This window comes from Ruegeria sp. CDSB013, assembly GCF_059611165.1.
This window is the reverse complement of the sequence record NZ_JBXWPA010000003.1, coordinates 361,577-386,419: the sequence shown is the minus strand read 5'-3', so window position 1 is coordinate 386,419 and position 24,843 is coordinate 361,577. Positions and strand designations below refer to the sequence as shown.

At 58.7% G+C, this 24,843-nt stretch carries 23 protein-coding genes; 9 read left to right on the top strand and 14 right to left on the bottom strand.

What is annotated here, in order from left to right:
• Nucleotides 1-39: 39 nt before the first annotated feature.
• The 3 genes from AC2FJF_RS08050 to AC2FJF_RS08040 all read right to left on the bottom strand — a co-directional run bounded on the left by AC2FJF_RS08050 (nt 40) and on the right by AC2FJF_RS08040 (nt 3,261).
• Nucleotides 40-1,203 carry an isovaleryl-CoA dehydrogenase gene (locus AC2FJF_RS08050; RefSeq protein WP_282153997.1) on the bottom strand — a complete coding sequence of 388 codons (1,164 nt, stop codon included), beginning with the start codon at nt 1,201-1,203 and terminating at the stop codon, nt 40-42.
• A gap of 156 nt (nt 1,204-1,359) precedes the next feature.
• Entirely contained in the window at nt 1,360-2,550 is a 1,191-nt protein-coding gene (locus tag AC2FJF_RS08045) for a DegT/DnrJ/EryC1/StrS family aminotransferase (RefSeq protein WP_496724465.1), read from the bottom strand.
• 39 nt (nt 2,551-2,589) lie between these two features.
• Nucleotides 2,590-3,261 carry an HAD-IA family hydrolase gene (locus AC2FJF_RS08040; protein ID WP_496724463.1) on the bottom strand — a complete coding sequence of 224 codons (672 nt, stop codon included), beginning with the start codon at nt 3,259-3,261 and terminating at the stop codon, nt 2,590-2,592.
• 133 nt (nt 3,262-3,394) lie between these two features.
• Here AC2FJF_RS08040 and glmU point away from each other — a divergent pair, with 133 nt between their 5' ends.
• From glmU to AC2FJF_RS08020, 4 genes are read left to right on the top strand one after another with little or no spacing between them, the layout of a single operon-like run.
• Nucleotides 3,395-4,750 carry a bifunctional UDP-N-acetylglucosamine diphosphorylase/glucosamine-1-phosphate N-acetyltransferase GlmU gene (glmU, locus tag AC2FJF_RS08035; protein WP_496724461.1) on the top strand — a complete coding sequence of 452 codons (1,356 nt, stop codon included), beginning with the start codon at nt 3,395-3,397 and terminating at the stop codon, nt 4,748-4,750.
• Between the two features lie 3 nt (nt 4,751-4,753).
• A complete protein-coding gene (glmS, locus tag AC2FJF_RS08030; RefSeq protein WP_496724459.1) occupies nt 4,754-6,577 on the top strand; it encodes a glutamine--fructose-6-phosphate transaminase (isomerizing) in 1,824 nt (607 codons plus the stop codon).
• Nucleotides 6,578-6,580: 3 nt separating this feature from the next.
• A complete protein-coding gene (locus AC2FJF_RS08025) occupies nt 6,581-7,123 on the top strand; it encodes a pyridoxamine 5'-phosphate oxidase family protein (protein ID WP_496724457.1) in 543 nt (180 codons plus the stop codon).
• Nucleotides 7,124-7,131: 8 nt separating this feature from the next.
• On the top strand, nt 7,132-7,818 hold the full coding sequence (locus tag AC2FJF_RS08020; RefSeq protein ID WP_496724455.1) for a DNA alkylation repair protein: 687 nt from the start codon (nt 7,132-7,134) through the stop codon (nt 7,816-7,818).
• Here AC2FJF_RS08020 and AC2FJF_RS08015 read toward each other — a convergent pair.
• Entirely contained in the window at nt 7,806-8,222 is a 417-nt protein-coding gene (locus tag AC2FJF_RS08015; RefSeq protein WP_496724453.1) for a hypothetical protein, read from the bottom strand. The two genes, AC2FJF_RS08020 and AC2FJF_RS08015, sit on opposite strands and share 13 nt — an antisense overlap.
• A gap of 90 nt (nt 8,223-8,312) precedes the next feature.
• On the opposite strand from AC2FJF_RS08015, the gene moaA reads away from it, so the two are divergent.
• On the top strand, nt 8,313-9,320 hold the full coding sequence (gene moaA / locus AC2FJF_RS08010) for a GTP 3',8-cyclase MoaA (RefSeq protein WP_496724451.1): 1,008 nt from the start codon (nt 8,313-8,315) through the stop codon (nt 9,318-9,320).
• Nucleotide 9,321: 1 nt separating this feature from the next.
• Entirely contained in the window at nt 9,322-10,620 is a 1,299-nt protein-coding gene (locus AC2FJF_RS08005) for a 3-deoxy-D-manno-octulosonic acid transferase (RefSeq protein WP_496724449.1), read from the top strand.
• 79 nt (nt 10,621-10,699) lie between these two features.
• Here AC2FJF_RS08005 and AC2FJF_RS08000 read toward each other — a convergent pair whose 3' ends face one another.
• The 7 genes from AC2FJF_RS08000 to AC2FJF_RS07970 form a co-directional block, all read right to left on the bottom strand.
• On the bottom strand, nt 10,700-11,863 hold the full coding sequence (locus AC2FJF_RS08000; protein WP_496724447.1) for a M20 aminoacylase family protein: 1,164 nt from the start codon (nt 11,861-11,863) through the stop codon (nt 10,700-10,702).
• A 59-nt stretch (nt 11,864-11,922) separates the two neighbouring features.
• Nucleotides 11,923-13,065, bottom strand: a complete 1,143-nt coding sequence (locus tag AC2FJF_RS07995; protein ID WP_496724445.1) for an MFS transporter — start codon at nt 13,063-13,065, stop codon at nt 11,923-11,925.
• Nucleotides 13,066-13,135: 70 nt separating this feature from the next.
• Nucleotides 13,136-14,413 (bottom strand): DUF3422 family protein, encoded by a 1,278-nt coding sequence (locus AC2FJF_RS07990; RefSeq protein WP_496724443.1) that lies wholly within the window; start codon nt 14,411-14,413, stop codon nt 13,136-13,138.
• 107 nt (nt 14,414-14,520) lie between these two features.
• A complete protein-coding gene (locus tag AC2FJF_RS07985; RefSeq protein WP_496724442.1) occupies nt 14,521-14,877 on the bottom strand; it encodes a VOC family protein in 357 nt (118 codons plus the stop codon).
• 86 nt (nt 14,878-14,963) lie between these two features.
• The gene (locus AC2FJF_RS07980; protein ID WP_496724440.1) at nt 14,964-16,406 is read right to left on the bottom strand and encodes an NAD(P)(+) transhydrogenase (Re/Si-specific) subunit beta; all 1,443 of its coding nucleotides are present in this window, start codon (nt 16,404-16,406) and stop codon (nt 14,964-14,966) included.
• Between the two features lie 13 nt (nt 16,407-16,419).
• Nucleotides 16,420-17,991: a Re/Si-specific NAD(P)(+) transhydrogenase subunit alpha gene (locus tag AC2FJF_RS07975; RefSeq protein WP_496724438.1), complete on the bottom strand. Its 1,572-nt coding sequence runs from the start codon at nt 17,989-17,991 to the stop codon at nt 16,420-16,422.
• A 127-nt stretch (nt 17,992-18,118) separates the two neighbouring features.
• Nucleotides 18,119-18,568, bottom strand: coding sequence for a methyltransferase family protein (locus AC2FJF_RS07970; RefSeq protein ID WP_496724437.1), 450 nt, complete (start codon nt 18,566-18,568; stop codon nt 18,119-18,121).
• A gap of 217 nt (nt 18,569-18,785) precedes the next feature.
• Between AC2FJF_RS07970 and kynU the strand changes: the two genes are divergently transcribed.
• On the top strand, nt 18,786-19,979 hold the full coding sequence (gene kynU / locus AC2FJF_RS07965) for a kynureninase (protein ID WP_496724435.1): 1,194 nt from the start codon (nt 18,786-18,788) through the stop codon (nt 19,977-19,979).
• Here the strand turns inward: kynU and AC2FJF_RS07960 are convergent.
• Nucleotides 19,972-20,550: a TetR/AcrR family transcriptional regulator gene (locus AC2FJF_RS07960; protein ID WP_496724433.1), complete on the bottom strand. Its 579-nt coding sequence runs from the start codon at nt 20,548-20,550 to the stop codon at nt 19,972-19,974. The two genes, kynU and AC2FJF_RS07960, sit on opposite strands and share 8 nt — an antisense overlap.
• Nucleotides 20,551-20,649: 99 nt before the next feature.
• On the opposite strand from AC2FJF_RS07960, the gene AC2FJF_RS07955 reads away from it, so the two are divergent.
• Both AC2FJF_RS07955 and AC2FJF_RS07950 read left to right on the top strand, forming a co-directional pair.
• Nucleotides 20,650-21,114 carry a (2Fe-2S)-binding protein gene (locus AC2FJF_RS07955; protein ID WP_496724432.1) on the top strand — a complete coding sequence of 155 codons (465 nt, stop codon included), beginning with the start codon at nt 20,650-20,652 and terminating at the stop codon, nt 21,112-21,114.
• A gap of 3 nt (nt 21,115-21,117) precedes the next feature.
• On the top strand, nt 21,118-23,358 hold the full coding sequence (locus AC2FJF_RS07950) for a xanthine dehydrogenase family protein molybdopterin-binding subunit (RefSeq protein WP_496724431.1): 2,241 nt from the start codon (nt 21,118-21,120) through the stop codon (nt 23,356-23,358).
• Nucleotides 23,359-23,404: 46 nt separating this feature from the next.
• Here the strand turns inward: AC2FJF_RS07950 and AC2FJF_RS07945 are convergent, their stop codons facing one another.
• Both AC2FJF_RS07945 and AC2FJF_RS07940 read right to left on the bottom strand, forming a co-directional pair.
• Nucleotides 23,405-24,184: a gamma-glutamyl-gamma-aminobutyrate hydrolase family protein gene (locus AC2FJF_RS07945; protein WP_496720489.1), complete on the bottom strand. Its 780-nt coding sequence runs from the start codon at nt 24,182-24,184 to the stop codon at nt 23,405-23,407.
• A 224-nt stretch (nt 24,185-24,408) separates the two neighbouring features.
• Nucleotides 24,409-24,834, bottom strand: a complete 426-nt coding sequence (locus AC2FJF_RS07940) for a GlcG/HbpS family heme-binding protein (RefSeq protein WP_282119153.1) — start codon at nt 24,832-24,834, stop codon at nt 24,409-24,411.
• Nucleotides 24,835-24,843 lie beyond the last annotated feature (9 nt).

Genomic DNA, 24,843 nt, shown 5'->3' with positions numbered 1-24,843 from the left:
CGCTTCGCAGCTCCCTCGTCTGCGAAGCGTTTTCTTCTCTCAGCGCATCTCGTTCATCAGTTCCCGCCCGATCAACATCCGGCGGATTTCGCTGGTGCCCGCGCCAATCTCCATCAGCTTTGCGTCGCGGAAGATTCGGCTGACCGCCGAGTCGGACAGGAACCCTGCCCCGCCCATCGCCTGAACGGCCTGATGCGCCTGCGACATGCCCTGTTCTGAAGCATAAAGACAGCACGCCGCCGCATCCTGACGGGTTACATCCCCCCGGTCACAAGCCTTGGCAACCTCATAGACATAGGCCCGTGCCGAGTTCATCGCGGTGTACATATCGGCGATCTTGCCCTGCATCAGTTGAAAGCTGCCGATCGGTTTGCCGAACTGCTTACGCTCGGCCAGATAGGGCATGATCTCATCCAGACAGGCCGCCATGATGCCGGTTCCAATTCCGGCCAGAACCACACGTTCGTAGTCCAGCCCGGACATCAGAACCGCAACGCCCTTACCTTCTTCGCCCAAAACGTTTTCGAACGGCACCTCAACATCTTCAAAGATCAGCTCGGCCGTGTTCGAACCGCGCATCCCCAACTTGTCGAAATGGGGCGAGGTCGAGAAGCCCTTCATCTCTTTTTCAATCAGAAACGCGGTGATTCCCTTCGATCCGGCCTCCGGGTTGGTCTTGGCATATACGACCAGCGTATCCGCGTCCGGCCCGTTGGTGATCCAGTATTTGTTGCCGTTCAGCCGGTAGTGATCATTGCGTTTTTCCGCACGCAACTTCATCGACACAACATCGGATCCGGCGGAAGCCTCGGACATGGCCAACGCACCAACATGTTCGCCCGAGATCAGGCGCGGCAGGTATTTCGCCTTTTGCTCGTCATTACCGTTCAGCTTGATCTGATTGACGCACAGGTTCGAATGCGCGCCATAAGACAGAGAGACCGAGGCCGATGCACGCGCAACCTCTTCCACTGCAACGGTGTGGGCCAGATAGGACATCCCTGCCCCACCGTATTCCTCGGACACAGTGATGCCGAGCAAACCCAGATCGCCCATCTCTTTCCAAAGCTCGTTTGGAAATGCGTTCGAGGCATCGATCTCACCCGCCATCGGCTTGACCCGCTCCTGCGCCCAACGGTGCACCATTTCGCGCAGGGCATTCACGTCCTCGCCCAGATCAAATTGCATGGCCGCCGTGAACATAAGCGATCTCCTCTTTCGCATTAATGAACAGTTGTTCAATAAATAGCAGCGAATCTGAATTGGGTCAACGACGACGTCCCAAAAACAAACCGCCGCCCTGATCGGGGCGGCGGTTTCACACAAATAAAGCGTGCGCGTCATGCGCACTCGATTGGGTTACGACTGATACACTGCGCTCACCTCTGCCCGAATGATCCGTGCAATCAGCGCGCAATCATCAAGCGAAAAGGTCAAGGGAACGCGCATGTCGACGATCCCGGCGAGGATTCGATCACTTTTTGGCATCGGCGCGCTGTCGGCATATCGCCAGCTGTCATAGCGCGACGTAAAGCCGTTCGGCTCGGCCCCGCCAAACCACTTAAGCTCAACCCCCCGGGCCGCGCAGCGCTGGATAACCTCGTTTACCCGCTCTGCCGACCAATCGAGCAACAGGAACTGGATCGAGGAACCGACAAACGTCTCGGCTTCTGGCCGATCTACAACGCTCAAACCCGGCGTATCGCGCAGGCCTTTTTCGATTTCGAAATAGCGTTCGTTCCAGCGTTCGATCTGCCGATCCAGATCGCGCAATTGCGGGCGAAGGATCGCGGCACGCAGATTATCCATTCGCCCCGAGACATTGGGGGTATGATACTTGATCCGCTCAAACACCTCTGGCCCCGGTGCCGCAAGGTGGCGTTCGTACAGCATGTAGGACCCCGACAGCATCGTTGCCTTTGCCGCCAGTTCCTCATCATCGGTGATAAGCAAGCCGCCCTCGCCCGAATTGACGTGTTTGTAGGTCTGGCAGGAATAGCAGCCAATCGCGCCTTGTCGGCCCGAAACCTGCCCATGCCACGCAGCGCCCATTGTGTGGGCGCAATCCTCGATCACCGTGACACCTGCGGCATCGCACATCTGCATCAGCCGATCCATGTCACACAGATGACCACGCATATGGCTCAGCATCAAAACGCGGGCCTGATCCAGCTTGGTTTCGAGATCGTCCAGATCAATCGTAAGGTCTTCGGTCACACCCACAAAAACGGGGCGCGCACTGACCGAAGCAATAGATCCGGGCACAGGTGCCAGAGTGAACGTGTTCGTCAGCACCGGGTCCCCCGGGTTGACCCCCACGGCCCGCAGTGCCGTTGCCATCGCATAGCCGCCCGAGGACACGGCCAGACAGTATTTGGCACCTGTCTGGGCGGCAAATTCCTGTTCCAGCAGGGCGGTTTCGCCCAATTCGCCAGGTACGACGTTATAACGATGCAGACGCCCGTGGCGCAGTACCGCCAGCGCGGCCTCAACCGCCTCTTCTGGAATGGGTTCCTGCTGGGTGAAGCTGCCAGTGAATATCTCGGTCATAAGAGTGTTCTGGTCCTGCAAAACGTTCGGGTCAAGGGATTACGCGGCCGCGCCAATCAACTCTGCAACCAATTCTGGCAAATCATGGAAATGGTGCAGCAGAGCTTCGGGTTCCAGCGCGGCCATATCATCGCCGGACGGGCCGAAGGTAACCAATACCGACGGCACACCCGCGGCGCGGGCCGTGTTTCGGTCAGTGTCGGAATCGCCAATCAGAACACATAAATCAGGATGACCACCCGCCCGGCGTGCAGCTTCACGCAGCGGTTCCGGATCAGGCTTGCGCACCGACAGCGTGTCTGCACCAACTAAAGAGGCAAACAGGTCACGCACTCCCATCTGCGTGAGCAACTGATGGGCCAAGGCTTCAGGCTTATTGGTACAGATGCCAACCCCGTAACCTGCGGACTTCAACAATCCCACTGCGTCCAGCGCGCCAGGGTAGAAATGGGTATGCGTGTCGATATCGTCGGAATACGCTTCAAGCAGCATCGGGTAGTAGTCTTGAACCGTTGCATCGTCATAAGCGCCCACCCGTTTCAACCCATGGGTCAGCATCATTCGGCCACCGCGCAGCGCAACGCCCGCATCTTCGCCGTGAACCAACACATCCCCATGCCCCATATGCCGAAAACAGTGGTTGGCGGCGGCCAGCAAATCGCCCGATGTATCGGCCAAGGTCCCGTCCAGATCGAAGATAACCGTACGCATTTTGCCCCCTAATTCGGCGAGACTTCGCCATAAGTGTTGCAAACGGCAATCTTGTTTGATGCCCGAACCGCTTGCGACTTTGAACTCAGCGGATAAAACGGGCCGCAACAAAACACAAAGAGAAATCGTTTTTATGACCGTCGCCCTTGTTATCCTTGCCGCCGGAAAAGGCACCAGGATGAATTCGGATACCCCGAAAGTTTTGCACCCGATTGCCCAAACGCCGATGTTGGTGCACGCGATGCGCGCCGGTGCGGTGCTGTCACCCGAACGAACCGTTATTGTCACTGGTCACGGCTCTGAGGAGGTTGCTAAAGCCGCCACTTCCGAAGATGAAGCCGCGCAGATTGTCGTTCAGGAAGAACAGCTTGGAACAGCGCATGCAGTTGCGCAGGCGCGGGATGCATTGGCCGGTTTTGATGGCGATGTGATCGTCCTTTACGGCGACACGCCCTTTATCGACCCCAGAACACTGGAGCGTATGATTGAGGCGCGCGCATCCTTTGATCTGGTCATGCTGGGCTTTGATATTGCCGAAGTTCAGCCCCGCTACGGCCGATTGATCATGGATGGCAAAAAACTGGTCGAAATCGTCGAGTACAAAGACGCAACCGAAGAACAACGCGCCATTCGCTTTACCAACAGTGGATTACTGGCCTGCAACGCAAAAGTACTGTTCGAATTGATTGACGCGGTCGGCAACGATAACGCCTCGGGTGAATACTACCTGACCGAAATCGTGGCACTGGCAAATGCGCGCGGTCTGTCGGCAACTGCCATCAAATGCGATGAGGCTGAAACGCTGGGCGTGGACTCTCGTGCTGATCTGGCTGCGGCCGATGCCGAGTTTCAGACCCGTGCGCGCAATGAGTTGTTGGCTTTGGGCGTGACGCTGATGGCCCCCGAAACGGTTTATCTGTCCGCTGACACGATCGTAGGTCGAGACACGGTGATCGAACCCAACGTCGTCTTCGGCCCCGGCGTTACCGTCGAAAGCGGCGCGACGATCCGTGCATTCTCACATCTGGAAGGCTGCCATGTTAGCCGCGGCGCCATCGTCGGCCCCTACGCGCGCCTGCGCCCAGGTACAGAACTGGCCGAAAACACCCGTATCGGCAATTTCGTTGAGACAAAGAATGCCCAGATCGCTGAAGGCGCTAAGGTCAACCACCTCAGCTATGTCGGCGACGCCTCTGTTGGAGCGTCGACCAATATCGGCGCGGGGACGATCACCTGTAACTATGACGGCGTGATGAAGCACCAGACGACCATCGGAGAGAACGTCTTTATCGGCTCCAACACTATGCTAGTTGCCCCCGTTTCTGTCGGTGACGGCGCGATGACCGCAACAGGTACAGTCGTCACGCGGGATGTAGAACCCGACGCGCTGGCCGTGGCACGTGCCAAGCAGGACAACAAGCCCGGCTATGCGCGCAAATTGTTTGAGATGTTGAAGGCGAAGAAGGCTCGCCGCAACAAGGGAGCCTGAGTTATGTGTGGAATTGTAGGTGTACTGGGTGAGCATGAGGCCGCGCCAACTTTGGTCGAGGCGCTAAAACGTCTTGAATATCGTGGCTATGACAGCGCCGGAATTGCCACGGTCAATGGTGGTACGCTTGGACGTCGTCGGGCGGTCGGCAAGCTGGTCAACCTAAGCGATCTGCTGGTGCACGACCCGCTGCCCGGTAAATCCGGTATTGGTCATACCCGTTGGGCTACCCATGGCGTACCGTCGGTGACCAACGCGCACCCGCATCAGGCCGGCCCTGTGGCGGTTGTTCATAATGGTATCGTCGAAAACTATCGTGAGTTGCGGGCAGAACTGGCCGAACATGGCATCGGTTTCGCGACCGAGACGGACACCGAAACCGTCGCCCTGATGACGGAGTATTACCTGAAGACAGGCCTGTCGCCGGTTGAGGCCGCCTTCAAGACCATCGATCAGCTTGTTGGTGCGTTTGCGCTGGCCTTTCTGTTCGACGGTCAGGACGATCTTATCGTCGCCGCGCGCAAGGGATCACCTTTGGCCATCGGTCACGGAGATGGTGAGATGTACGTGGGCTCAGACGCCATTGCGCTGGCCCCGCTTACGGATCGCATCACCTATCTTGAGGAAGGCGACCGGGCCGTTCTGACCCGAACCTCTCTGGAAATCCGCAACGAAGCCGGTGAATTGGCTAATCGCGAGACTCGCCAGATCAAACTGGACCACACACAGACCGAAAAGAACGGCCATAAACACTTCATGGCCAAGGAAATTGCCGAACAACCCATCGTGATTGCCGACGCGATCCGGTCATACCTGCCAAGTGGTGGTGATCAGGTAGTTCTGCCTGGCGCCGATCTGGATTTCACCAAACTGGATCGTTTGACCATGGTGGCCTGCGGTACCGCATTTTACGCCTGCCTGACGGCGAAGTACTGGTTCGAGCAATTGGCCCAAATGCCCGTCGAGGTCGATATCGCCAGCGAGTTCCGCTATCGCGAACCTCCGATCACGGGGCGCACGATGGCGCTGTTCGTCAGTCAGTCGGGTGAAACTGCCGACACTCTGGCGGCACTGCGCTATTGCGAAGGCAAGGCGGACAAGATCGTCTCGGTCGTCAACGTCCCCGAAAGTTCGATAGCCCGCGAAAGCGATATCGCCCTGCCCATCCATGCGGGCGTTGAGATCGGCGTGGCTTCGACCAAGGCGTTCACGTGTCAACTGAGCGTTCTGCTGATGATGGCGCTCAAGGCGGCTGCGGATCGTGGTACGCTGACCGACGACGAGCTGGCCGACCACTATGCTGCGCTACGCGGCCTGCCAACGGTGATGAATGCAGCACTGGATCAGAATCCGGCCATCAAGACGTCCGCACAACGCCTGTCCGAAGCCCGCGACGTTCTGTTCCTGGGTCGCGCCCTGATGTATCCGCTGGCGATGGAGGGGGCGCTGAAGCTCAAGGAAATCAGCTATATCCACGCCGAAGGTTATGCTTCGGGTGAGCTGAAGCACGGACCGATCGCCCTGATCGACAAGAATATGCCTGTGGTGGTCATGGCCCCGCGCGACGCCGTGTTCGACAAAACGGTGTCGAACATGCAAGAGGTGATGGCGCGCAAGGGCAAGGTCATTCTGGTCTCGGACGATGACGGGATTGCCGAGGCTGAAGATGGCGTCTGGAGCATCATCCGGATGCCGCATGTCCACCCCAGCCTGGCGCCGATCCTCTACTCGGTGCCTGCGCAACTGCTGGCCTATCACACGGCGGTGGCCAAAGGCACGGACGTAGACCAGCCGCGCAACCTGGCAAAATCGGTTACAGTGGAGTGAGACATGGCCAAGCAATTTCCGGAACTGGACGACGGGCAGCGTAAATTCATCGAAGAACAGCACATGTTCTTCGTCGGCACTGCGGCACCCAACGGACGGGTCAACATCTCGCCCAAGGGCATGGATTCGCTGCGCGTTCTTGGCCCGAACCGGATTGCCTGGATGAACCTGACCGGCAGCGGCAACGAAACCGCCGGTCATCTGCTTGAAGCGAACCGCATGACGCTGATGTGGTGTTCGTTCACGACCCGCCCCATGATCCTGAGAACGTATGGCACCGCGCGCACGCTGCATGTGGGGGATGAGGGCTGGGATGAATTGGCTGGCCTGTTCCCCGATCACCGTAGTGCGCGTCAGATCTATGATCTGGATATCGATGTGGTCCAGACTTCGTGCGGCTATGCCGTGCCGTTCATGGAATATCAGTCCGAACGCGACACGATGCAGAAATGGGTCGATGGCAAGTCCGACGAGCAGATCCAATCCTACTGGGTTGAAAAGAACCATCAGACCATTGATGGCAAACCCACGCGCACCCGACCCTGAGTTTATTGATGATTGAAGCCTATCTGGACCAGATCAAAGCCCATTCCGATCCCGAGCGCGCCAAACAAATGGCGGCCTACCACAAGGCCGACCGCCCCCATCTGGGCGTGGCAAACCCGATCCTGAATGATCTGACCAAAACCTGGCGACAGGAGTTGGATGTGGCAGCGCGCGTCGAACTCGCAGATGCGCTGTGGCAAACCAATGTTCACGAAGGACGTCTTGCCGCCGCAAAACTGCTGACACAGGCGCGCATCCGACCGGATGATGCCGTTTGGGACCTGCTGCAAAGCTGGTTGCCGGATTTTGATGCCTGGGCCGTGGCGGATCACGCCTGCATGGCGATGCAAAAGCGCCTGTCAGCCGACCCTTCGCGGCTGGATCAGGTGGAAAGCTGGACAAAATCGGACCACATGTGGACCAGGCGCGCGGCGCTGGTGGCGACCCTGCCCTGGACCAAACAGAACCACCCCAAACCGGAAGACCTGCAACGCCGAGACCGCATTCTGGGCTGGGCGGCAAGTTATGTGCCTGACCGCGACTGGTTCATTCAGAAATCTGTTGCGTGGTGGCTGCGCGAGTTGTCCAAGCACGACCCGGACCGGGTCGTCGCCTTTTTGAACATACACGGCGACGCGATGAAGCCTTTTGCGCGAAAAGAGGCCGGCAAGTATCTGAGAGGTCAGTTGGAATAAACTTCCAGCTCAACCAATTCATCGAATGGCAACAGCAGTGCCCGCATGGCATCCAGCGATAGACGGCTGCCGCCCCCCGCTGGCCCGGATGCCGGAATAAGCATGATATAGGCCTGCGCGCCTGTCCGCGGCACAACCACTCGCCCGGTAAATTCGGTGTCCACTAAAGACGTTTCCAGCCATCGACCAGGTGTTGTGGGATCTCCCAGACCCGCAATCGTGGTTTTTGGACCGACCCAACCAGTGGCGGCAACCGCGACAGGCTGCGGCTCGACCACTTCTTCCACAACGGCGGGTTCTGCCTCTTCAGTGGGCTTATCGCCACCAAAGACACGATCGGTGGTCGACCGCACGGTGTCACATCCCGCTACCAGAACACAAAAAGCCAAAAGCGCATATCTCATGACGCAAACCTAACCCCCTGCGTGCATCTGTTCCAGCGCAAAGCGCAGTTCGCCCTTGTCGGAGGGCGGTTGCAGCTTTACCTATGTCGCATGACAGCTCCGCTTATCGACCCGTTCGCACGTGCCATCACCTATCTCCGCGTATCCGTTACGGATCGCTGCGATTTCCGCTGCGTCTATTGCATGTCCGAGGACATGACCTTTCTGCCAAAGAAAGACCTGCTGACGCTGGAAGAGCTTGACCGCATGTGCTCGACCTTTGTGAACATGGGCGTGGAAAAGCTGCGCATCACTGGCGGTGAGCCTCTGGTGCGTCGCAACATCATGACATTCTTCAATTCGATGACCCGTCATCTGGACAGCGGCGCGCTTAAAGAGTTGACGCTGACGACCAACGGCTCGCAATTGCATCGCTTTGCCGATGACCTGTACGCTGCCGGTGTTCGTCGCGTGAACGTATCGCTGGATACGTTGGACGAAGACAAATTTGCCAAGGTCACCCGCTGGGGACGGCTCAAACAGGTGCTGAATGGGATCGACGCCGCGCAGAAAGCGGGTCTGCGGGTCAAGATCAACGCAGTCGCGCTGAAAGGGTTCAATGAACCCGAGTTGCCAAAGATCACTGAATGGTGTGCCGAGCGTGACATGGATCTGACCTGGATTGAGGTCATGCCCATGGGCGATATCGGAAACGAAGACCGCCTGGACCAGTACTGGTCTCTCGAAGATGTGCGCAAGGAATATGAAAAACACTATTCCGTCACGGATCTGGCCGAACGGACCGGTGGCCCTGCGCGTTATGTACGGCTTGAGGATACAGGCCAGAAAATCGGCTTCATCACACCGCTGTCACATAACTTCTGCGAAAGCTGCAACCGCGTGCGCCTGACCTGCACCGGTGAGCTGTACATGTGCCTTGGGCAAGAGGATATGGCCGACCTGCGCGCGCCGCTGCGCGATCATCCCGACAGTGATAGATCATTGGAGGAGGCAATCAGGTCCGCGATCACCCTCAAGCCCAAAGGGCATGATTTCGACTATTCCCGTCAGGCCGTCGACGGCCAGATGAGCCGCCACATGAGCCACACGGGCGGCTAAAGTGCCAAACAACCCCGACCAGCCAACGCTGCTGTACAAGCTGTATTGCGGCCTGACTTCCGTTGCGGCCCCGCTGGCATGGCGCACGGTTCGCAAAAAGCTGCGGGCGGCGGGCGTTCCGGAAACGCGCCAGCAGGAACGCCTTGGCCACGCCACGCAAACCCGCCCGGATGGGCAGCTGATCTGGTTCCACGCCGCCAGCGTTGGCGAAACTCTGTCGGTCATCAGTCTCATCAAGCGACTGGGCGAACGCCTGCCCAAGGCTGAGTTTCTGATTACCTCCGGAACCCCAACTTCGGCCGCGCTGATCGAAAAACGAATGCCACCGCGCGCGCGCCACCAATACCCACCACTGGACACAGCCGGACCGGTGAAGCGGTTTTTGGATCACTGGCACCCGGACGCCGGTGTCTTCGTCGAAAGTGAAATCTGGCCGCGCCTAATTGTCGAAGCATCCCGGCGCGAGGTTCCGCTGGCGCTGCTCAACGCGCGCCTTTCGGATCGCTCGGTCGATGGGTGGAAGAAGCGACCCCAAACCGCGCGATTTATTCTGGACCATTTTACACTGTTCCTAACCCAGAATGACAAGACGGCAGCAAATCTTATCGACATGGGCGCACGCTCCGATCGGGTACAGCCCGGCACCAACCTCAAGGCGATGTCGGACCCGCTGCCGGTCGATCAGACGACGCTGGACGATATCCGCGCTCAGATCGCCGACCGCCCGGTCTGGATCGCCAGTTCGACCCATGTAGGTGAGGAGGAAACGGTTCTGGCCGCGCATGCCAAGCTGTTGCAACGCTGGCCCGATCTGCTGCTCCTGCTGATCCCCCGGCATCCCGAACGACGGTCAGAGGTTGCAAGTCTGCTGGAGTCCGCCGGACAGTCCGCTGCTTTCCGCACCAAGGGCGACAAGATAGCGCCGCAGGCTCAAGTTTACGTCGCTGACACACTGGGCGAAACCGGCACATGGTACGCATTGTGCCCTATCGTGTTCCTGGGCGGCTCGCTCAAGGAAATCGGCGGTCACAACCCGTTTGAGCCCGCACAGGCCGGTGCCGCTGTGATCACTGGTCCGGGGTACTTCAATTTTTCTGAAACCTTCGCGCCACTAATCGAAAGCGGTGGCGCGGCCGAGGTCAACTCCGCCCCGCAACTCGCGGATGCCGTTGCAAATTTGTTGTCAGACGACACCGCGCTGGACAAAGCGCAGGCTGGTGCGAAATCCTGCGTAAATCTCCAGAAATCCGCGTTGGACGATGTGATCAACACCTTGTGCGAGACACTCAACCTCGCCTGACGCAGTAAGGGTCCACCTTCAAGCCAAAAATAACCCGGTGAGCGCGAGGGGCTGGTCCCTCGCGCTCACCACCTCTTTATCAGGCCGCGGGCATCCGTTGTTCCACGATCCCGGCCCACCAACTGCATCCAGCCGGAATAGCTTCGTCGTTAAAATTGTATTCAGGATGATGCACAGCAGCTGTGTCGCCGTTGCCAACCAGGATGTACGCTCCGGGCCGTTCTTCCAGCATAAAGGCAAAATCCTCACCGCCCATGATCAAGGGCGCTTCGTCACAGTTTCCAGACACCGAGCGCGCGACATCCGCGGCAAAATCGGTCTGCTCGTCGCTGTTCACCATCACCGGATAGCCTCGATAATAGGTCACCTCGGCCTGACCACCAAAAGTGGTGGCGATACCTGCGCAGATTTCCTGAACGCGCTTTTCAGCCAAGTCGCGCATTTCCTTGCTCATCGTGCGCACGGTCCCTTTGATCTTCACCGATTGGGGGATCACATTGAACGCGTTTGACGATGTCTCAAACGACGTGACCGAAACCACAAGACGATCAATCGGATCGGCATTGCGCGATGCAATGGTCTGCAGCGCCAAAACGGCCTGCGCAGCCATTACCGTGGTGTCGACCGTTTCATGCGGCTTGGCAGCGTGCCCGCCTTTACCTTCGAAAGTGATATCGAACTGATCTGTTGCCGCAAAAAAGGCCCCAGGCCGAATGGCGAAACTGCCCACCGGGCGGCCGGGCCAATTGTGCATGCCATAGACCTCCTGAATGCCCCAGCGGTCCATCATGCCGTCTTCGCACATCTCGCGCCCGCCGCCACCGCCTTCTTCAGCGGGCTGGAAGATCACAACCACGGTGCCGTCAAAATTGCGCGTCTCGGACAGGTATTTCGCGGCCCCCAACAGCATGGCCGTATGCCCGTCATGCCCACAGGCATGCATCGCGCCATCGGTTTTTGAGGCATAGTCCAGCCCGGTCGCCTCGTGGATCGGCAGCGCATCCATGTCTGCACGCAGCCCGATCACCTTGCCGCTTGTGTCCGTCTTGCCCTTGATCACGCCGACAACTCCGGTACGGCCGATACCTGTCACCACTTCATCACAGCCAAAGTCCCGCAACCTGTCGGCGACCAAGGCACTGGTGCGGTGGGTGTCGAACAGGATTTCCGGGTTTTCATGAATATCGCGTCGCCACTCGGTGATTTCACCCTGCAACTCGGCGAACCGGTTTTTGATCGGCATGTTGGTCTCCTAACTGTTGGTTTTCCGGCCTGCTGCTCCGCTATGGCTCCGCCATGACTTCAATCTGTTTCGGCGGGTCGCAACGAACCCGCCAACAGGACAATGAATACGGCCAGCGGCAACAGCGCCGTGAATGCTATGCGCAATGTAAGCATCTCTGCGAGAAACCCAATAAGCGGTGGGCCAATCAACAGGCCTCCGTACCCCAGCGTGGCGACGCTGGCGATCGCCTGCCCCGGCGGTACGTTGGGATCACTTGCCGCCCGGCTGAACGCCAACGGCATGATCACCGCGTACCCGATCCCCATCATCGCAAAACCTACCAATGCCAACCCTGCCTCGGCAGCGGACACAACACAGAACACACCCAAAGCGGCGCAAGCCCCGCCAAATCGCGCTGTTGCCACCGGTCCAAACCGCGCAATGACAAACCCGCCTGCCAAGCGGAAAGCAACCATGGCTACCGAGAATACCGCATAACCCAGGGCCGCAATGCTTTCGGCGGCGTCGGTCACGTCCCGTAGGAAAATCGCACTCCAATCCGCCACAGCACCTTCCCCCAAAGCTCCGCACAAAGCGGTGAAGCCCACAAGGATCAATGCGCCTGAAGGTAATGCAAAAACCTTGCCTCCGGACACAGCCGCGCGGCGCGATGTCCAGCGTACCCATGACAATGCCAATGCCAGCCCAACGACGATCCCGCCCGCCAGCAAAAAGTGTTGGATCACTGTCAGCCCCATCTGCACTGCTGCAAATCCGCTGAGGGCGCCCAACCCTGCCCCAAGGCTCCACATCGCGTGGAAGGATGACATCACGGGTTTCTTGTACGCCTGCTCAACCTCCGCCGCCCAGGCGTTCATCGCTACATCCATCGAGCCATGGAAAGCCCCAAATACAAACAAAAAAGCCGCAAGCGACCAGAAGCCACCCGCGAGGGCCAGAAGGATCAAAGAAACCGTGTAAAAAACGGCAATGTACCGCGTCAAGACCACCGCTCCGAACCTGTCGGTTAGCCGGCCGGTGATTGGAAAAGAACACACAGCGCCCGCCGCCATGAACAAAAGGCCATATCCCAGCGTCTCATGCGTCAGGTCCAGTTTGTCCCGAACCGCTGGAATTCGCGATGCCCAGATGCCGAACAATGCGCCATTCAATATGAACATGGCGGCCACTGCCCGCCACGCCGACACGATTCCAATCACAGAGAATTCCCCGACCCAGGTGTCAAACGCGTTTGTTGTACAGCGCGCGGGTCCAAAGGCAAATACGGATCTACCCCAACCGCTTTCGAATCCTGCGAACCGCAAACCATACCGCCAGGACAACCGGAATCGTCACCGCTGCGCTTAACATCCCTTTACTGATCCCGGCACCTGTCAGGGGGTAGAGCAGATAGCTGACCAGCGATACGGCGTAATAGCTGATCGCGACCACGGAAAGCCCCTCGACCGTGTGCTGCAGACGCAGTGCCAGATCCGCGCGGCGATCCATGCTTTCCAACAGGGCCTGGTTCTGCGCGCTGCGCTCAACATCTACGCGGGTTCGCAGCAATTCCCCTGCACGGATGGCCCGATCAGACAGGGCTTGCAGGCGACGTTCCGTGGATTTCACCGTGCGGATCGCCGGGTCGTATCGGCGCATCATAAAGTCCGCAAAGTTCTGACCGCCTTCAAAACGCTCTTCGCGCAGGACCTCAATCCGCTGATTTACGATGGCCTCATAGGCACCCGTGGCTCCGAACCGGAACGAACACTGCGCCGCCAAAGTTTCCAGTTCAATCGAGGTCGACAGCAAGTCCTGAAGCAACTCGTCGGGCTGGGCAGAATTGTCGGTCATCTGCCCCATCAGGCGCGTCAGCTTTTCATCCAGCATTCCGATGCGAGGCATCAGCTGTTTGACCCGGGCAAAACCCAGCATGGACATTGCCTTGTAGGTCTCGATCTCACACAAACGCTGGACGATCCGTCCCGTCCTGCGCCGACCGGTTCCATTCGCGACAAACAGCGCAAACCGCATGTGCCCTGCCGGATCGATACGAAAATCACTTGCACAAACAGCTGCGTCATCCAGCACCCGAGCAACAGCCAGGCTTTCTGGTTCGAACCAATCCAGCAGCTTGGATTTGATCACCTCGTCGCCTTCACGTTCGACAACACGCACCATGGCCGACGTGACCCTCTGTCCGGGGCTGGCCATCAACCAGTCGGGGGGGAAAACCTCAAAATCTGCCGGGTTGAATGCACGCTCGCTGACGTTCTGGGCGATGGCCGTATAGGTCACGAACTCGGTATGTTGTTCCCACTTCAACCAATGGCGGCCGATTTGCCCGGCATAGTGCGTGGCGTCCGGCTGCGGATGCTGAGCACCGTGGCGGTCGAGAAGGTCGATGAGGTGATCCAGATCCTCGCGGCGGTCCCGTGCGACGGCGGCGACAGATTTCTTGATCGCAAGAAAGACCACAGTACAGGGCATTGCCGCCACCGGAAACGGACGGGCGTGCAATTCATTGGCCAGCGCATAGCGCAGCGGATGGTCATCTATCGGCGTCATCTTGGGCTCCGTTTCGTCCGAGGCACTATACGACACCTATAAAATTCATCAATTCTCTTTTTATTTCATATACTTACAAGGATACTACGGTATACAAACCCGCTATCTCATTGATTTGGCTGCCACAGCTCGATCGGGTTGCCCTCTGGGTCATGGATGCGCGCGAACTGGCCAACCTCACTGTCCCACTCTGCGTTGGTTTCAACCTTGATCCCTGCGGCTTCAAACTGCGCAATCATGGTGGCCAGATCATCGACACGAAAATTGATCATCCACTGCTGCTCGGATCTTCCGAAGTACGCGGTGTCCTGCGCAAAGGGGGCGAAGACTGTGTAACCCTCGCGCTGTTTCCATGGCTCCGGGATATAGTGATTTACGCCCAGATGCTTTTCATACCACGCGCTCAAGGCCTCGGGATCACGAGCGCGAAAGAACACGCCGCCTATGCCGTTCACTTTTTCCATCGGGCACCTCCTTTTCAATTCAGGATACACCAAAAACAGAAAAGGCGCCCACTGGGGCGCCTTTACGATAGTTTTCCTGACCCGGCTTATTCGATCATGGGCAGTAGTTTGTCGAGGCTTGCCTTTGCGTCGCCGTAGAACATGCGGGTGTTTTCTTTGAAGAAAAGCGGGTTTTCGATGCCCGAGTACCCGGTGCCCTGGCCGCGTTTGGACACGAAGACCTGCTTGGCCTTCCAGCATTCCAGAACCGGCATGCCGGCGATGGGGCTGTTGGGGTCTTCCTGCGCCGCTGGGTTCACGATGTCGTTCGAGCCGATGACGATGGCCACATCCGTTTCGGGGAAGTCGTCGTTGATCTCGTCCATTTCCAGCACGATGTCGTATGGCACCTTTGCCTCGGCCAGCAGCACGTTCATGTGGCCAGGCAGACGGCCCGCGACCGGGTGGATCGCAAAGCGCACATTCTTGCCCTGCGCCCGCAACTTGCGGACCAGTTCGCTGACCGATTGCTGTGCCTGCGCCACCGCCATGCCGTAGCCGGGGATGATCACCACGCTGTCAGCATCGTTCAGCGCTGCGGCCACACCGTCGGCCTCGATGGCGATCTGCTCGCCCTCAACCGCCATCTGCTCACCCTGCGGGCCACCAAAGCCGCCCAGGATCACGCTGACAAAATGACGGTTCATCGCCTTGCACATGATGTAAGACAGGATCGCACCCGACGAGCCCACCAGCGCACCAACCACGATCAGCAGGTCGTTGCCAAGGCTGAAGCCGATCGCCGCAGCCGCCCAGCCCGAGTAGCTGTTCAGCATCGACACAACCACCGGCATGTCGGCACCGCCGATGCCCATGATCAGGTGATAACCGATGAACAGCGCCGCCAGCGTCATCAGGAACAGCGGGAAGAAGCCGCCGGTCGAGGTGTACCAGATCAGACAGATCAGCGAGAGACCTGCCGCAGCCGCGTTCAGCGCATGACCGCCCGGCAGCTTGGTTGCCGCAGACGTAACCTTGCCCGCCAGCTTGCCATAGGCCACGACCGACCCGGTAAAGGTGATCGCACCGATGAAGATACCCAGGAACAGTTCGACATGCAGGATTGCCAGCTCGGCCGAGGTTTTCTTGGCGATCAGCTTGGCAAAATTGCCCAAGCTTTCAATGTCTTCTCCCTTGACGTTAAGCGCAACATGAACGTTTCCGATCTCAAAATGCGCGTTGAAGCCCACGAACACAGCTGCCAGACCGACCAGCGAGTGCATCGCGGCCACCAGCTGCGGCATCTCGGTCATCTGCACGCGCTGTGCAACGTATTGACCGATCAGACCACCGCCCGCGATCAGCAGCAGCGACAGCAGCCACAGGCCCGAACCGGGACCAACCAGCGTGGCGAAGACTGCCAGCGCCATACCGACGATGCCATACCAGACCGCGCGCTTGGCGCTTTCCTGGTTCGACAGGCCGCCGAGCGAAAGGATGAACAGAACAGCCGCAACAACGTAGGCGGCAGTAGTGAAGCCAAATTCCATGTGCCCGGCCTCCTTAAGATTTCTGGAACATGGCGAGCATGCGCCGGGTTACGAGGAAGCCGCCGAAGATGTTGATCCCGGCCATGAAGATGGACAGCGCCGCCAGCAGAATGACCAGGAACGACCCCGATCCGATCTGCATCACAGCCCCAACGATAATGATCGACGAGATCGCGTTGGTGATCGCCATCAGCGGTGTGTGCAGGCTGTGGGCGACGCCCCAGATCACCTGGAAGCCCACAAAAATGGCCAGCACAAAGACGATGAAGTGCTGCATGAAGCTGGCCGGAGCGATCAGCCCCACCAACAGCATCAGCGCGCCACCAACACCCAGCAGGGTGAACTGCTGCTTGGTCTGCGCCTTGAAGGCCGCAACCTCCTGCGCCTTTTTCTCTTCCGGGGTCAGTTCCTTGACTTCCGGTTTCTTCTGAGCCGCGATCGCCTGCACTTTAGGCGGCGGCGGCGGGAAGGTGATGTCGCCTTCAAAGGTCACAGTCGCACCGCGGATCACGTCATCTTCCATGTCGTGGTTGATCTGACCGTCCTTTTCAGGCGTCAGGTCAGTCATCATGTGACGGATGTTGGTCGCATAGAGCGACGAGGACTGCGCCGCCATCCGGCTGGGGAAGTCGGTATAGCCGATGATGGTCACGCCATTGTCGGTCACGATCTTCTCATCCGCCACGGTCAGCTTGCAGTTGCCGCCCTTTTCCGCCGCAAGGTCAACAATGACCGAGCCCGGCTTCATCGCCTCGACCATATCCTTGGTCCAAAGCTCGGGCGCTTCGCGGTTCGGGATCAGCGCGGTGGTGATCACGATGTCTATCTCGGGTGCCAGCTCGCGGAACTTGGCCAGCTGCGCCTCGCGGAATTCCTCGGATTGAACGCTGGCATAACCGCCGGTGGCGGCACCGTCCTGCTGATCCTCACTGAAATCCAGATAGACGAACTCGGCCCCCATCGATTCGACCTGTTCGGCCACTTCGGGGCGCACGTCGAACGCGTAAGTGATCGCGCCCAGCGAGGTCGAGGTGCCGATGGCCGCCAGACCAGCCACACCGGCCCCGACAATAAGCACCTTCGCAGGCGGGACTTTACCAGCCGCCGTCACCTGACCGGTGAAAAAGCGGCCAAAGTTGTTGCCCGCCTCGATCACCGCGCGGTAACCGGCGATATTGGCCATCGACGACAGCGCGTCCATCTTCTGCGCGCGGCTGATCCGCGGCACCATTTCCATGGCGATGACATTGGCGCCCTTGGCCTTGGCCGCTTCCATTCCCTCTTCATTCCCCGCAGGGTTGAAGAAGGAAATCAACGTCTTACCCTTGGTCAGACGCTTCAGCTCAGCCTCGTTCGGCTGACGCACCTTGGCAACAATGTCGGCCTGTTTCCACAGCGACGCAGCCGTCTTGACGACCTCAACCCCCGCTGCCTCATACGACGCATCCGAAAACCCTGCCGCAGCACCAGCACCCTTCTCAATCAGACATTCATAGCCCAACTTCTGAAGCTGCAACGCTGACTCTGGCGTCATCGCAACACGGTTCTCACCGTCATAAATCTCTCTCGGTGTGCCTATCTTCACTGGCAGTCCCCCTAATTTTCACTCTGACCGAGCGGGTGGTCGGTATTGTTTGTTAAGCAAAGGTGTATCCTGCGCAACATTATTTCGCAAGCGCAGCATATTTACGTTGTGTCATTACCACATCACTTCATATCCATCGGCGGGTTTGGCGTTCATATCGGGCAAAGTCGGCGCGAAAAGTTCTGCGTAAACGGTCCTCTTCGGGCATGATGAAACGACGTTCCAAAAGCCACACGAAAATCGGAATCAGAACCAGTGATGCAACCGCATCAAACTTTAGTATCAGGCCGGACAAGATCAGCACATCGCCAACGTATATGGGGTTTCGGCTACGCTTAAATATCCCCGATTGCACCAGCGATGTCGGCGTTTCATGCGGGATGATCGTGGTGCGGTGGCGGCGAAACTCGGCCGCAGCCAGGACGATCAGGATGATGCCGCCCCCGATCAGAACACCGCTGAGCAAATCGACAAACCCATTGTCGAGCGACAGCCCCATCGGCATATGCCGCGCCTGCAGCCATGCCAGCACCGCAAAGCCCAGCAACCACACCGGAGGGACGTCGATTTTTTGCATGTCAGGCAGTCTTTCATATCCGGGCGGGACAAAATGTCGCTTTTGTCCGATGACCTACCGCTTTTCGCTGGGAAAAGCAAAATCACAGTTGGTCGCAGCCGTGCAATCGGATCGCGTCCGGACATGGTTGCAGAGAGGGTCTTCGATGATGGACAGCCGCTTTTGGATCAGATAGCCATTTTGCATCAACTATTGCCCACACAATGATGAGAAAACGATGACCGACTTTGCCGCGACCAAAGCCATGTTCAACCTTCCCCAAGGCGTCGTTTATCTGGACGGCAACTCGCTTGGGCCGCTGCCCCGGGCGGCCGGAGATCGGGTTAATGACATGATGGTTCAGGAATGGGGGCAGATGCTGATCACCGGCTGGAACAAGGCCGGGTGGATGGCATTGCCGACCGGCTTGGGTGATCGTGTCGGGCGGCTGATTGGCGCTGAACCCGGCAGTGTCGTTACCGGCGACACTCTGTCGATCAAAGTCTATCAGGCCGTCGCCTCGGCGCTGGAACTGTGCCCTGGTCGCAAGGTCGTTCTGTCAGACAGCGGTAATTTCCCGTCCGATCTATATATGGTGGATGGCCTGCTGCGCTCGCTCGGGCCGGAATATGAATTGCGCGTTGTCGCACCGGAAGACGTAGCTGACAATGTGACCGAGGATGTAGCCGTTTTGATGCTGACCGAGGTAGATTATCGCTCGGGCCGGATGCATGACATGAAGGCACTGACAGAACTGGCCCATGCAAACGGCACAGTTACGGTTTGGGATCTGGCCCATTCAGTTGGTGCAATTCCCGTCGATCTGGCGGGATGTAATGCAGATTTCGCAGTTGGCTGTACCTACAAATACCTGAATGGCGGGCCCGGGGCGCCCGCATTTATCTATGTCTCTCCGCGCCTGACGGATCAGGTGCGCCCTGCATTGTCTGGGTGGTTGGGCCACGAAGCGCCTTTTGCCTTTGATCTGGATTACCGCGCCGGAAATGGCATCGAGAGAATGCGCGTCGGAACCCCTCCTATCCTTCAGATGACTGCCTTGTCGGCTGCGATGGACATTTGGGATATGGCCGACATACGAGACGTCCGAGCCAAGTCAACTGAGCTGACCGAGCTGTTCATCAAACGGGTCGAAGCCACCTGCCCCGACCTGCAACTGGCAAGCCCACGCAATCCCGCCCAGCGCGGCAGTCAGGTGTCTTTCCGATTTGCCGATGGCTATGCCGCTATGCAGGCCCTGATTGCGCGCGGCGTGATCGGGGACTTCCGGGCGCCTGACATCATGCGGTTTGGCTTTACGCCGCTATACATAGATGAACAGGATGTGGAAAACGCGGTCGAGATCCTGACAGATATCATGCAGAACCGGCTGTGGGACGCGCCAGAATACAAGGTGCGCCAGCATGTTACCTGACCTCTAACCCAGCTCCTATCAGTGCGGCAAACTGGGCAACACGGGTTTCGTATTCCTCTGCGCCTATGGCGCTTGCCTTCAGCCCCTTAAGAGTAGCCGTTATCGTTTTGCCCGTCTCGTCGGCATCCGCCAGTAATCTGACGCGCCCGGCTTTATGTTCGCGTGTCAACCACTCGGAATACAGTCGGGCCAATTCAGCCTCGCCTTGCGAAATGATATCTGACGACATGGACTTGGTCGCATCCAGCATTTCAAGCCCGTGGGGCGATGCAAGGATCATTGCCATCCCCTCGGTTTGCGCTTGAACGGCATCCTTCAACACGTCCGAAACCGAACCCGACACAGTCAGCGCCGCAGCGACGGCGGCGATCTTCTCGGCATAGTAATGCTCGGTCAGCCTGGTGACGATCGCCTCTTTGTTTTTGAAATGCAGATAAACGGCCGGCCGGGACATCCTCGCGCCCCGCGCTATGTCATCCATTGAGGTTTTTCGGAATCCATAGGTGGCGAAGGCCCGAAACGCCGAGTCCAAAATCGCCTGTTGCCGTGTATCGTCTGCTACGTCTGCCATCCTTGAACTGGTGACATTTTCTGTTCATTTTGTCAATTGACACACTGACACATTTCACCAATTATGTCAGAAACCAGCCACAGCTACGAGAGGTGCGCCATGGCGACCGCCCTTAAGATCAACGGAACGCAACATCAGGTTGACCTGCCCGATGACGTCCCCCTGCTTTGGGTTCTACGTGATGAAGTCGGACTGACGGGCACCAAATTCGGCTGCGGCGTGGCCGCTTGCGGGGCGTGCACCGTGCACATTGACGGCGAGGCTGTGCGTTCGTGCCAAGTGGCCCTGTCCGATGTCTGGGGCGATGTGACCACGATTGAAGGCATTGGCACCCCGGACGCGATGGCCGCGATTCAGCAGGCCTGGGTCGATCATCAGGTGGCGCAATGCGGCTACTGCCAGTCGGGCCAGATCATGCAGGCCGCAGCGCTGCTGGCCGAGAACCCTGCGCCTTCGGATACCGATATCGACGATGCCATGCAGGGCAATTTGTGCCGCTGTGGCACCTACGCCCGCATCCGCGCTGCAATTCACGACGCGGCATCCAAGCTGAAAGAGGCATAAACGATGGCATCTGTTGGAAAAATCCTCCGTCGTTCGTTCCTGATCGGTTCGGCCGCGATTGTCGGCGGCGTGGCATTCGGCGCCTATTACGTCAGCCGCCCGGCCGCCAATCCGTTGAAGCCTGCTAAGGGCGAAACCGCGCTCAGCCCCTTTGTTCTGATTGATCAGCAAGGCGTCACCCTGTTCGCCCCTCGCGCCGAGATGGGGCAAGGCGTCAGGACCACTTGGGCAGCCTTGATCGCCGAAGAACTGGATGTGGAACTAGACCAGATCCGCGTTCTGCACGGCCCCGCGGCAGCGGCCTATTACAACTCGGCCCTGGTTGGTGAGGGATTGCCGAACAAGGGTTATGACATCTCGGACTTCCAGCACAATCTGGGGGAGGCTCTGGGCGTTCTTGGCAGGACGCTGAGCTTGCAGGTGACCGGTGGTTCGACCTCGATGAAAGATGGCTTCGAGCGTATGCGCGAAGCGGGTGCGACCGCGCGCGAAACGCTGAAACAGGCCGCCGCTGACCGTCTGGGCGTGGATCGTGCGCAACTGAAGACCGAAAACGGTGCTGTAATCGCGCCGGATGGGACGCGCATTCCGTATACTGAGCTTGCCGAGGCTGCCGGTCAGATTGAACCGCCCGAAGTCGAACTGCGCGACCCGTCCAACTGGCGCTTGCTGGGGCAGAACTTGCCGCGTGTGGATGTGGTCGGCAAATCCACCGGAACGGCTGAGTTCGGGATCGATGTGCGCCCCGAGGGTCTGAAATTTGCCTCGGTCCGGATCAATCCCAAGCTGGGCAGCGAGATGAAGGGTTTTGATGCCAGCGCAGCCGAGCAGATGCCGGGCGTGGAAAAGGTGGTTGATCTGGGCAATGGCATGGCTGTGATTGCCACCAACACATGGCTGGCCATTCAGGCGGTCGAGGCGATTGACGTAGATTGGGGCGACGCCCCCTACCCGCCGGAAACCGACGCCATTTTCACCGAAATCGCGAAATCCTTCGACGCGTCCCCCAATTCGACCATGCGCGATGACGGGGATGTTGACACTCTGCCCGACGGCGCCACCGAAATCACGGCCGAATATACGGTGCCCTATCTGGCCCATTCTACAATGGAGCCGATGAACGCCACCGCGCTGTTCACAGGCTCGGCGCTGGAACTGTGGTGCGGCAATCAGGCCCCGACGCTTGTCCAAATACGCGCGGCCAATACCGCCAACCTGGACAAAGACGCCGTTCAAATCCACACCACCTATCTGGGTGGAGGGTTTGGCCGCCGGGGTGAGCTGGACTTTGGCGAGATCGCCACAAAGGTCGCGATGGCCATGCCCGGCGTTCCTGTTCAGACCACCTGGAGCCGCGAAGAAGACATGCGCCACGACTACTATCGCCCCGGCGCGATGGCTCGGATGCGGGGCGCAGTCAAAGACGGCCAAGCCGTTCTGATTGACGGCAAGGTCGCAGCGCAATCCTGCACGCAACAAGCGGTTCAGCGCTATACTGGCTTGCCGGCTGGCGGCCCTGACAAAGTGCTGGTCGAAGGGTTTTTTAACCAACCCTACGCGGTGCCCAACTATCGCATGAGCGGGCACATCGCCGATCTGGATATTCCCGTCGGCTTCTGGCGTTCGGTCGGGAACAGCCACAATGGATTCTTCCATGAGACATTCTTGGACGAGATGGCCCATGCCGCAGGTCGTGACCCGCTGGAGTTCCGATTGGAATTGGCTAGGGACGAGCACGCGCCATCGGCAGGCTGCCTACAGGCTGTGAAAGAGATGTCCGGCTGGACCGGAGAAACCCCGGACGGTGTCGGGCGCGGTGTGGCGATGACCTATAGCTTTGGCACGCCGGTCGCCCAGGTGATCGAGGTCGTCGATGAGGATGGCACAATCCGCATCGCCAAAGCCTGGATCGCATGTGACGTCGGTCTGGCCTTGGACCCCGGCACAGTCGAGGCACAGATGTTCGGCGGCATGATTTATGGCCTGTCGGCGGCCGTGATGGGTGAGATCACATTCGCGGACGGTGAGGTCGAACAGTACAACTTCCCCGACTACGACGCTCTGCGGATGCACAATGCGCCGGTGACCGAAGTGAAAATTCTGGAAACGAACCACCACATGGGTGGCGTTGGCGAACCGGGGACACCCCCGTCCATGCCCGCGCTCGGCAATGCCCTGTTCGACCTGACGGGTGAGCGCGCCCGCACCCTGCCTTTGATCAATCAGTTCAATCTGCTGGTTTGATCGCGCTGCGCCGGTCCGGACCCTCTCTCTCGGATCGGCGCAGGACTTACGCGGATTGTTGGACTAACGCCCTATCCGAACCGGTTGCCCATGCATGTACAGCAGCACCGAATGCCTTGAACAAAGGGCGTGACACGGGATCATTTTCGGCGTCCCATTCCGGGTGCCATTGCACTGACAATGTAAACCCGGGTGCGTCCTGAATATAAATCGCCTCGGGCGTTCCATCGGGTGCTTGACCATCAATCACAACCCGACGCCCAACCGATTTGATCCCCTGCCCGTGCAACGTGTTCGTCATCACTTCGGTCGCGCCCATCAGGCGGTGGAATACACCGCCCTCGTTCAGCGCAACGACATGACGCAGGGCAAATTTCTCTTCCAGGGTCCCATCGGGCGGCATGCGGTGGTTCATCCGACCCGGCAGCTCGCGGATTTCCGGGTACAGTGTCCCGCCCATCGCCACGTTGACTTCTTGGAACCCACGGCAAATGCCAAAGAAGGGCTGCCCACGCTCCACACAGGCGCGCACCAGCGGCAATGTGATCGCATCGCGCGCCCGGTCAAATTCGCCATGGGCCTCGGTCGCGGACTCGCCGTATTCCTCGGGGTGGACATTCGGGCGCCCGCCGGTCAGCAGAAACCCGTCGCAGACCTCAAGCAGCTCATCGACCGAGACATAGCGCGGATCGGCTGGGATCAGCAGCGGCAGACAGTCCGACACATTCGCAACCGCGTCTGAGTTCATCGTGCCACCGGCATGGGTCGGATATTGATCATTCATCAAATACGAGTTGCCGATGATACCGACGACGGGTCGAGACATGCTGCGTTCCTGCGTTTTCTGTTTGCTTTCCAAAAACTATCGACAGCAAGAACAGCGCGCAATAGCACAGGCCCTGCGTGTCAGCGCAAGCTCTTGTTCAACTGTGCACATTGGGAAAATGATCGCGCTTTGTCTGGTACTTTGGACATTGCCCGTCTTTGTGGCTTTGCACGAACACCGCATTGGGTCGGAGAGCCCGAAAGGCTCTCCGACAGTCATCAGGTTCAGATCTCGCCAATCAGGCCGGCAGTTTCGATCCCGGCCAATGCCGCTGCGGCATCATTGTCGGACGTATCGCCGGTCACGCCGACCGCACCGATCACCGCGCCCTTTTTGTCGCGCAGCAACACACCACCCGGAACTGGCACGACCTGCCCGCCATAGACGCCATTCACAGCTGCCATGAAATAGGCCTGCGCTTCGGCCCGCTGCATCTGCGCGGTGCCAGCCATGCCCAGCATCACTGCGCCATAGGCCTTGCCATGCGCAATTGCGAACCGACCGGGGGCCGCGTCGTCTTCGCGTTCAAATGCAATCACGTGGCCGCCTGCATCAAGAACGACGACGGAAAGGGGTTTCAGCTCCATTTCGTGCCCCTTCTCAAGGGTCTTTCGGATGATGGTGCGGGCTTTGCGGAGGGAAACTCCCATATCGTGTCC

What these genes read in the sequence shown, in the direction of transcription:
- AC2FJF_RS08050 (WP_282153997.1), bottom strand. Translation starts at nt 1,203, where the DNA reads ATGTTCACGGCGGCCATGCAATTTGATCTGGGCGAGGACGTGAATGCC.
- AC2FJF_RS08045 (WP_496724465.1), bottom strand. Translation starts at nt 2,550, where the DNA reads ATGACCGAGATATTCACTGGCAGCTTCACCCAGCAGGAACCCATTCCA.
- AC2FJF_RS08040 (WP_496724463.1), bottom strand. Translation starts at nt 3,261, where the DNA reads ATGCGTACGGTTATCTTCGATCTGGACGGGACCTTGGCCGATACATCG.
- glmU (WP_496724461.1), top strand. Translation starts at nt 3,395, where the DNA reads ATGACCGTCGCCCTTGTTATCCTTGCCGCCGGAAAAGGCACCAGGATG.
- glmS (WP_496724459.1), top strand. Translation starts at nt 4,754, where the DNA reads ATGTGTGGAATTGTAGGTGTACTGGGTGAGCATGAGGCCGCGCCAACT.
- AC2FJF_RS08025 (WP_496724457.1), top strand. Translation starts at nt 6,581, where the DNA reads ATGGCCAAGCAATTTCCGGAACTGGACGACGGGCAGCGTAAATTCATC.
- AC2FJF_RS08020 (WP_496724455.1), top strand. Translation starts at nt 7,132, where the DNA reads ATGATTGAAGCCTATCTGGACCAGATCAAAGCCCATTCCGATCCCGAG.
- AC2FJF_RS08015 (WP_496724453.1), bottom strand. Translation starts at nt 8,222, where the DNA reads ATGAGATATGCGCTTTTGGCTTTTTGTGTTCTGGTAGCGGGATGTGAC.
- moaA (WP_496724451.1), top strand. Translation starts at nt 8,313, where the DNA reads ATGACAGCTCCGCTTATCGACCCGTTCGCACGTGCCATCACCTATCTC.
- AC2FJF_RS08000 (WP_496724447.1), bottom strand. Translation starts at nt 11,863, where the DNA reads ATGCCGATCAAAAACCGGTTCGCCGAGTTGCAGGGTGAAATCACCGAG.
- AC2FJF_RS07990 (WP_496724443.1), bottom strand. Translation starts at nt 14,413, where the DNA reads ATGACGCCGATAGATGACCATCCGCTGCGCTATGCGCTGGCCAATGAA.
- AC2FJF_RS07985 (WP_496724442.1), bottom strand. Translation starts at nt 14,877, where the DNA reads ATGGAAAAAGTGAACGGCATAGGCGGCGTGTTCTTTCGCGCTCGTGAT.
- AC2FJF_RS07980 (WP_496724440.1), bottom strand. Translation starts at nt 16,406, where the DNA reads ATGGAATTTGGCTTCACTACTGCCGCCTACGTTGTTGCGGCTGTTCTG.
- AC2FJF_RS07970 (WP_496724437.1), bottom strand. Translation starts at nt 18,568, where the DNA reads ATGCAAAAAATCGACGTCCCTCCGGTGTGGTTGCTGGGCTTTGCGGTG.
- kynU (WP_496724435.1), top strand. Translation starts at nt 18,786, where the DNA reads ATGACCGACTTTGCCGCGACCAAAGCCATGTTCAACCTTCCCCAAGGC.
- AC2FJF_RS07960 (WP_496724433.1), bottom strand. Translation starts at nt 20,550, where the DNA reads ATGGCAGACGTAGCAGACGATACACGGCAACAGGCGATTTTGGACTCG.
- AC2FJF_RS07955 (WP_496724432.1), top strand. Translation starts at nt 20,650, where the DNA reads ATGGCGACCGCCCTTAAGATCAACGGAACGCAACATCAGGTTGACCTG.
- AC2FJF_RS07950 (WP_496724431.1), top strand. Translation starts at nt 21,118, where the DNA reads ATGGCATCTGTTGGAAAAATCCTCCGTCGTTCGTTCCTGATCGGTTCG.
- AC2FJF_RS07945 (WP_496720489.1), bottom strand. Translation starts at nt 24,184, where the DNA reads ATGTCTCGACCCGTCGTCGGTATCATCGGCAACTCGTATTTGATGAAT.
- AC2FJF_RS07940 (WP_282119153.1), bottom strand. Translation starts at nt 24,834, where the DNA reads ATGGGAGTTTCCCTCCGCAAAGCCCGCACCATCATCCGAAAGACCCTT.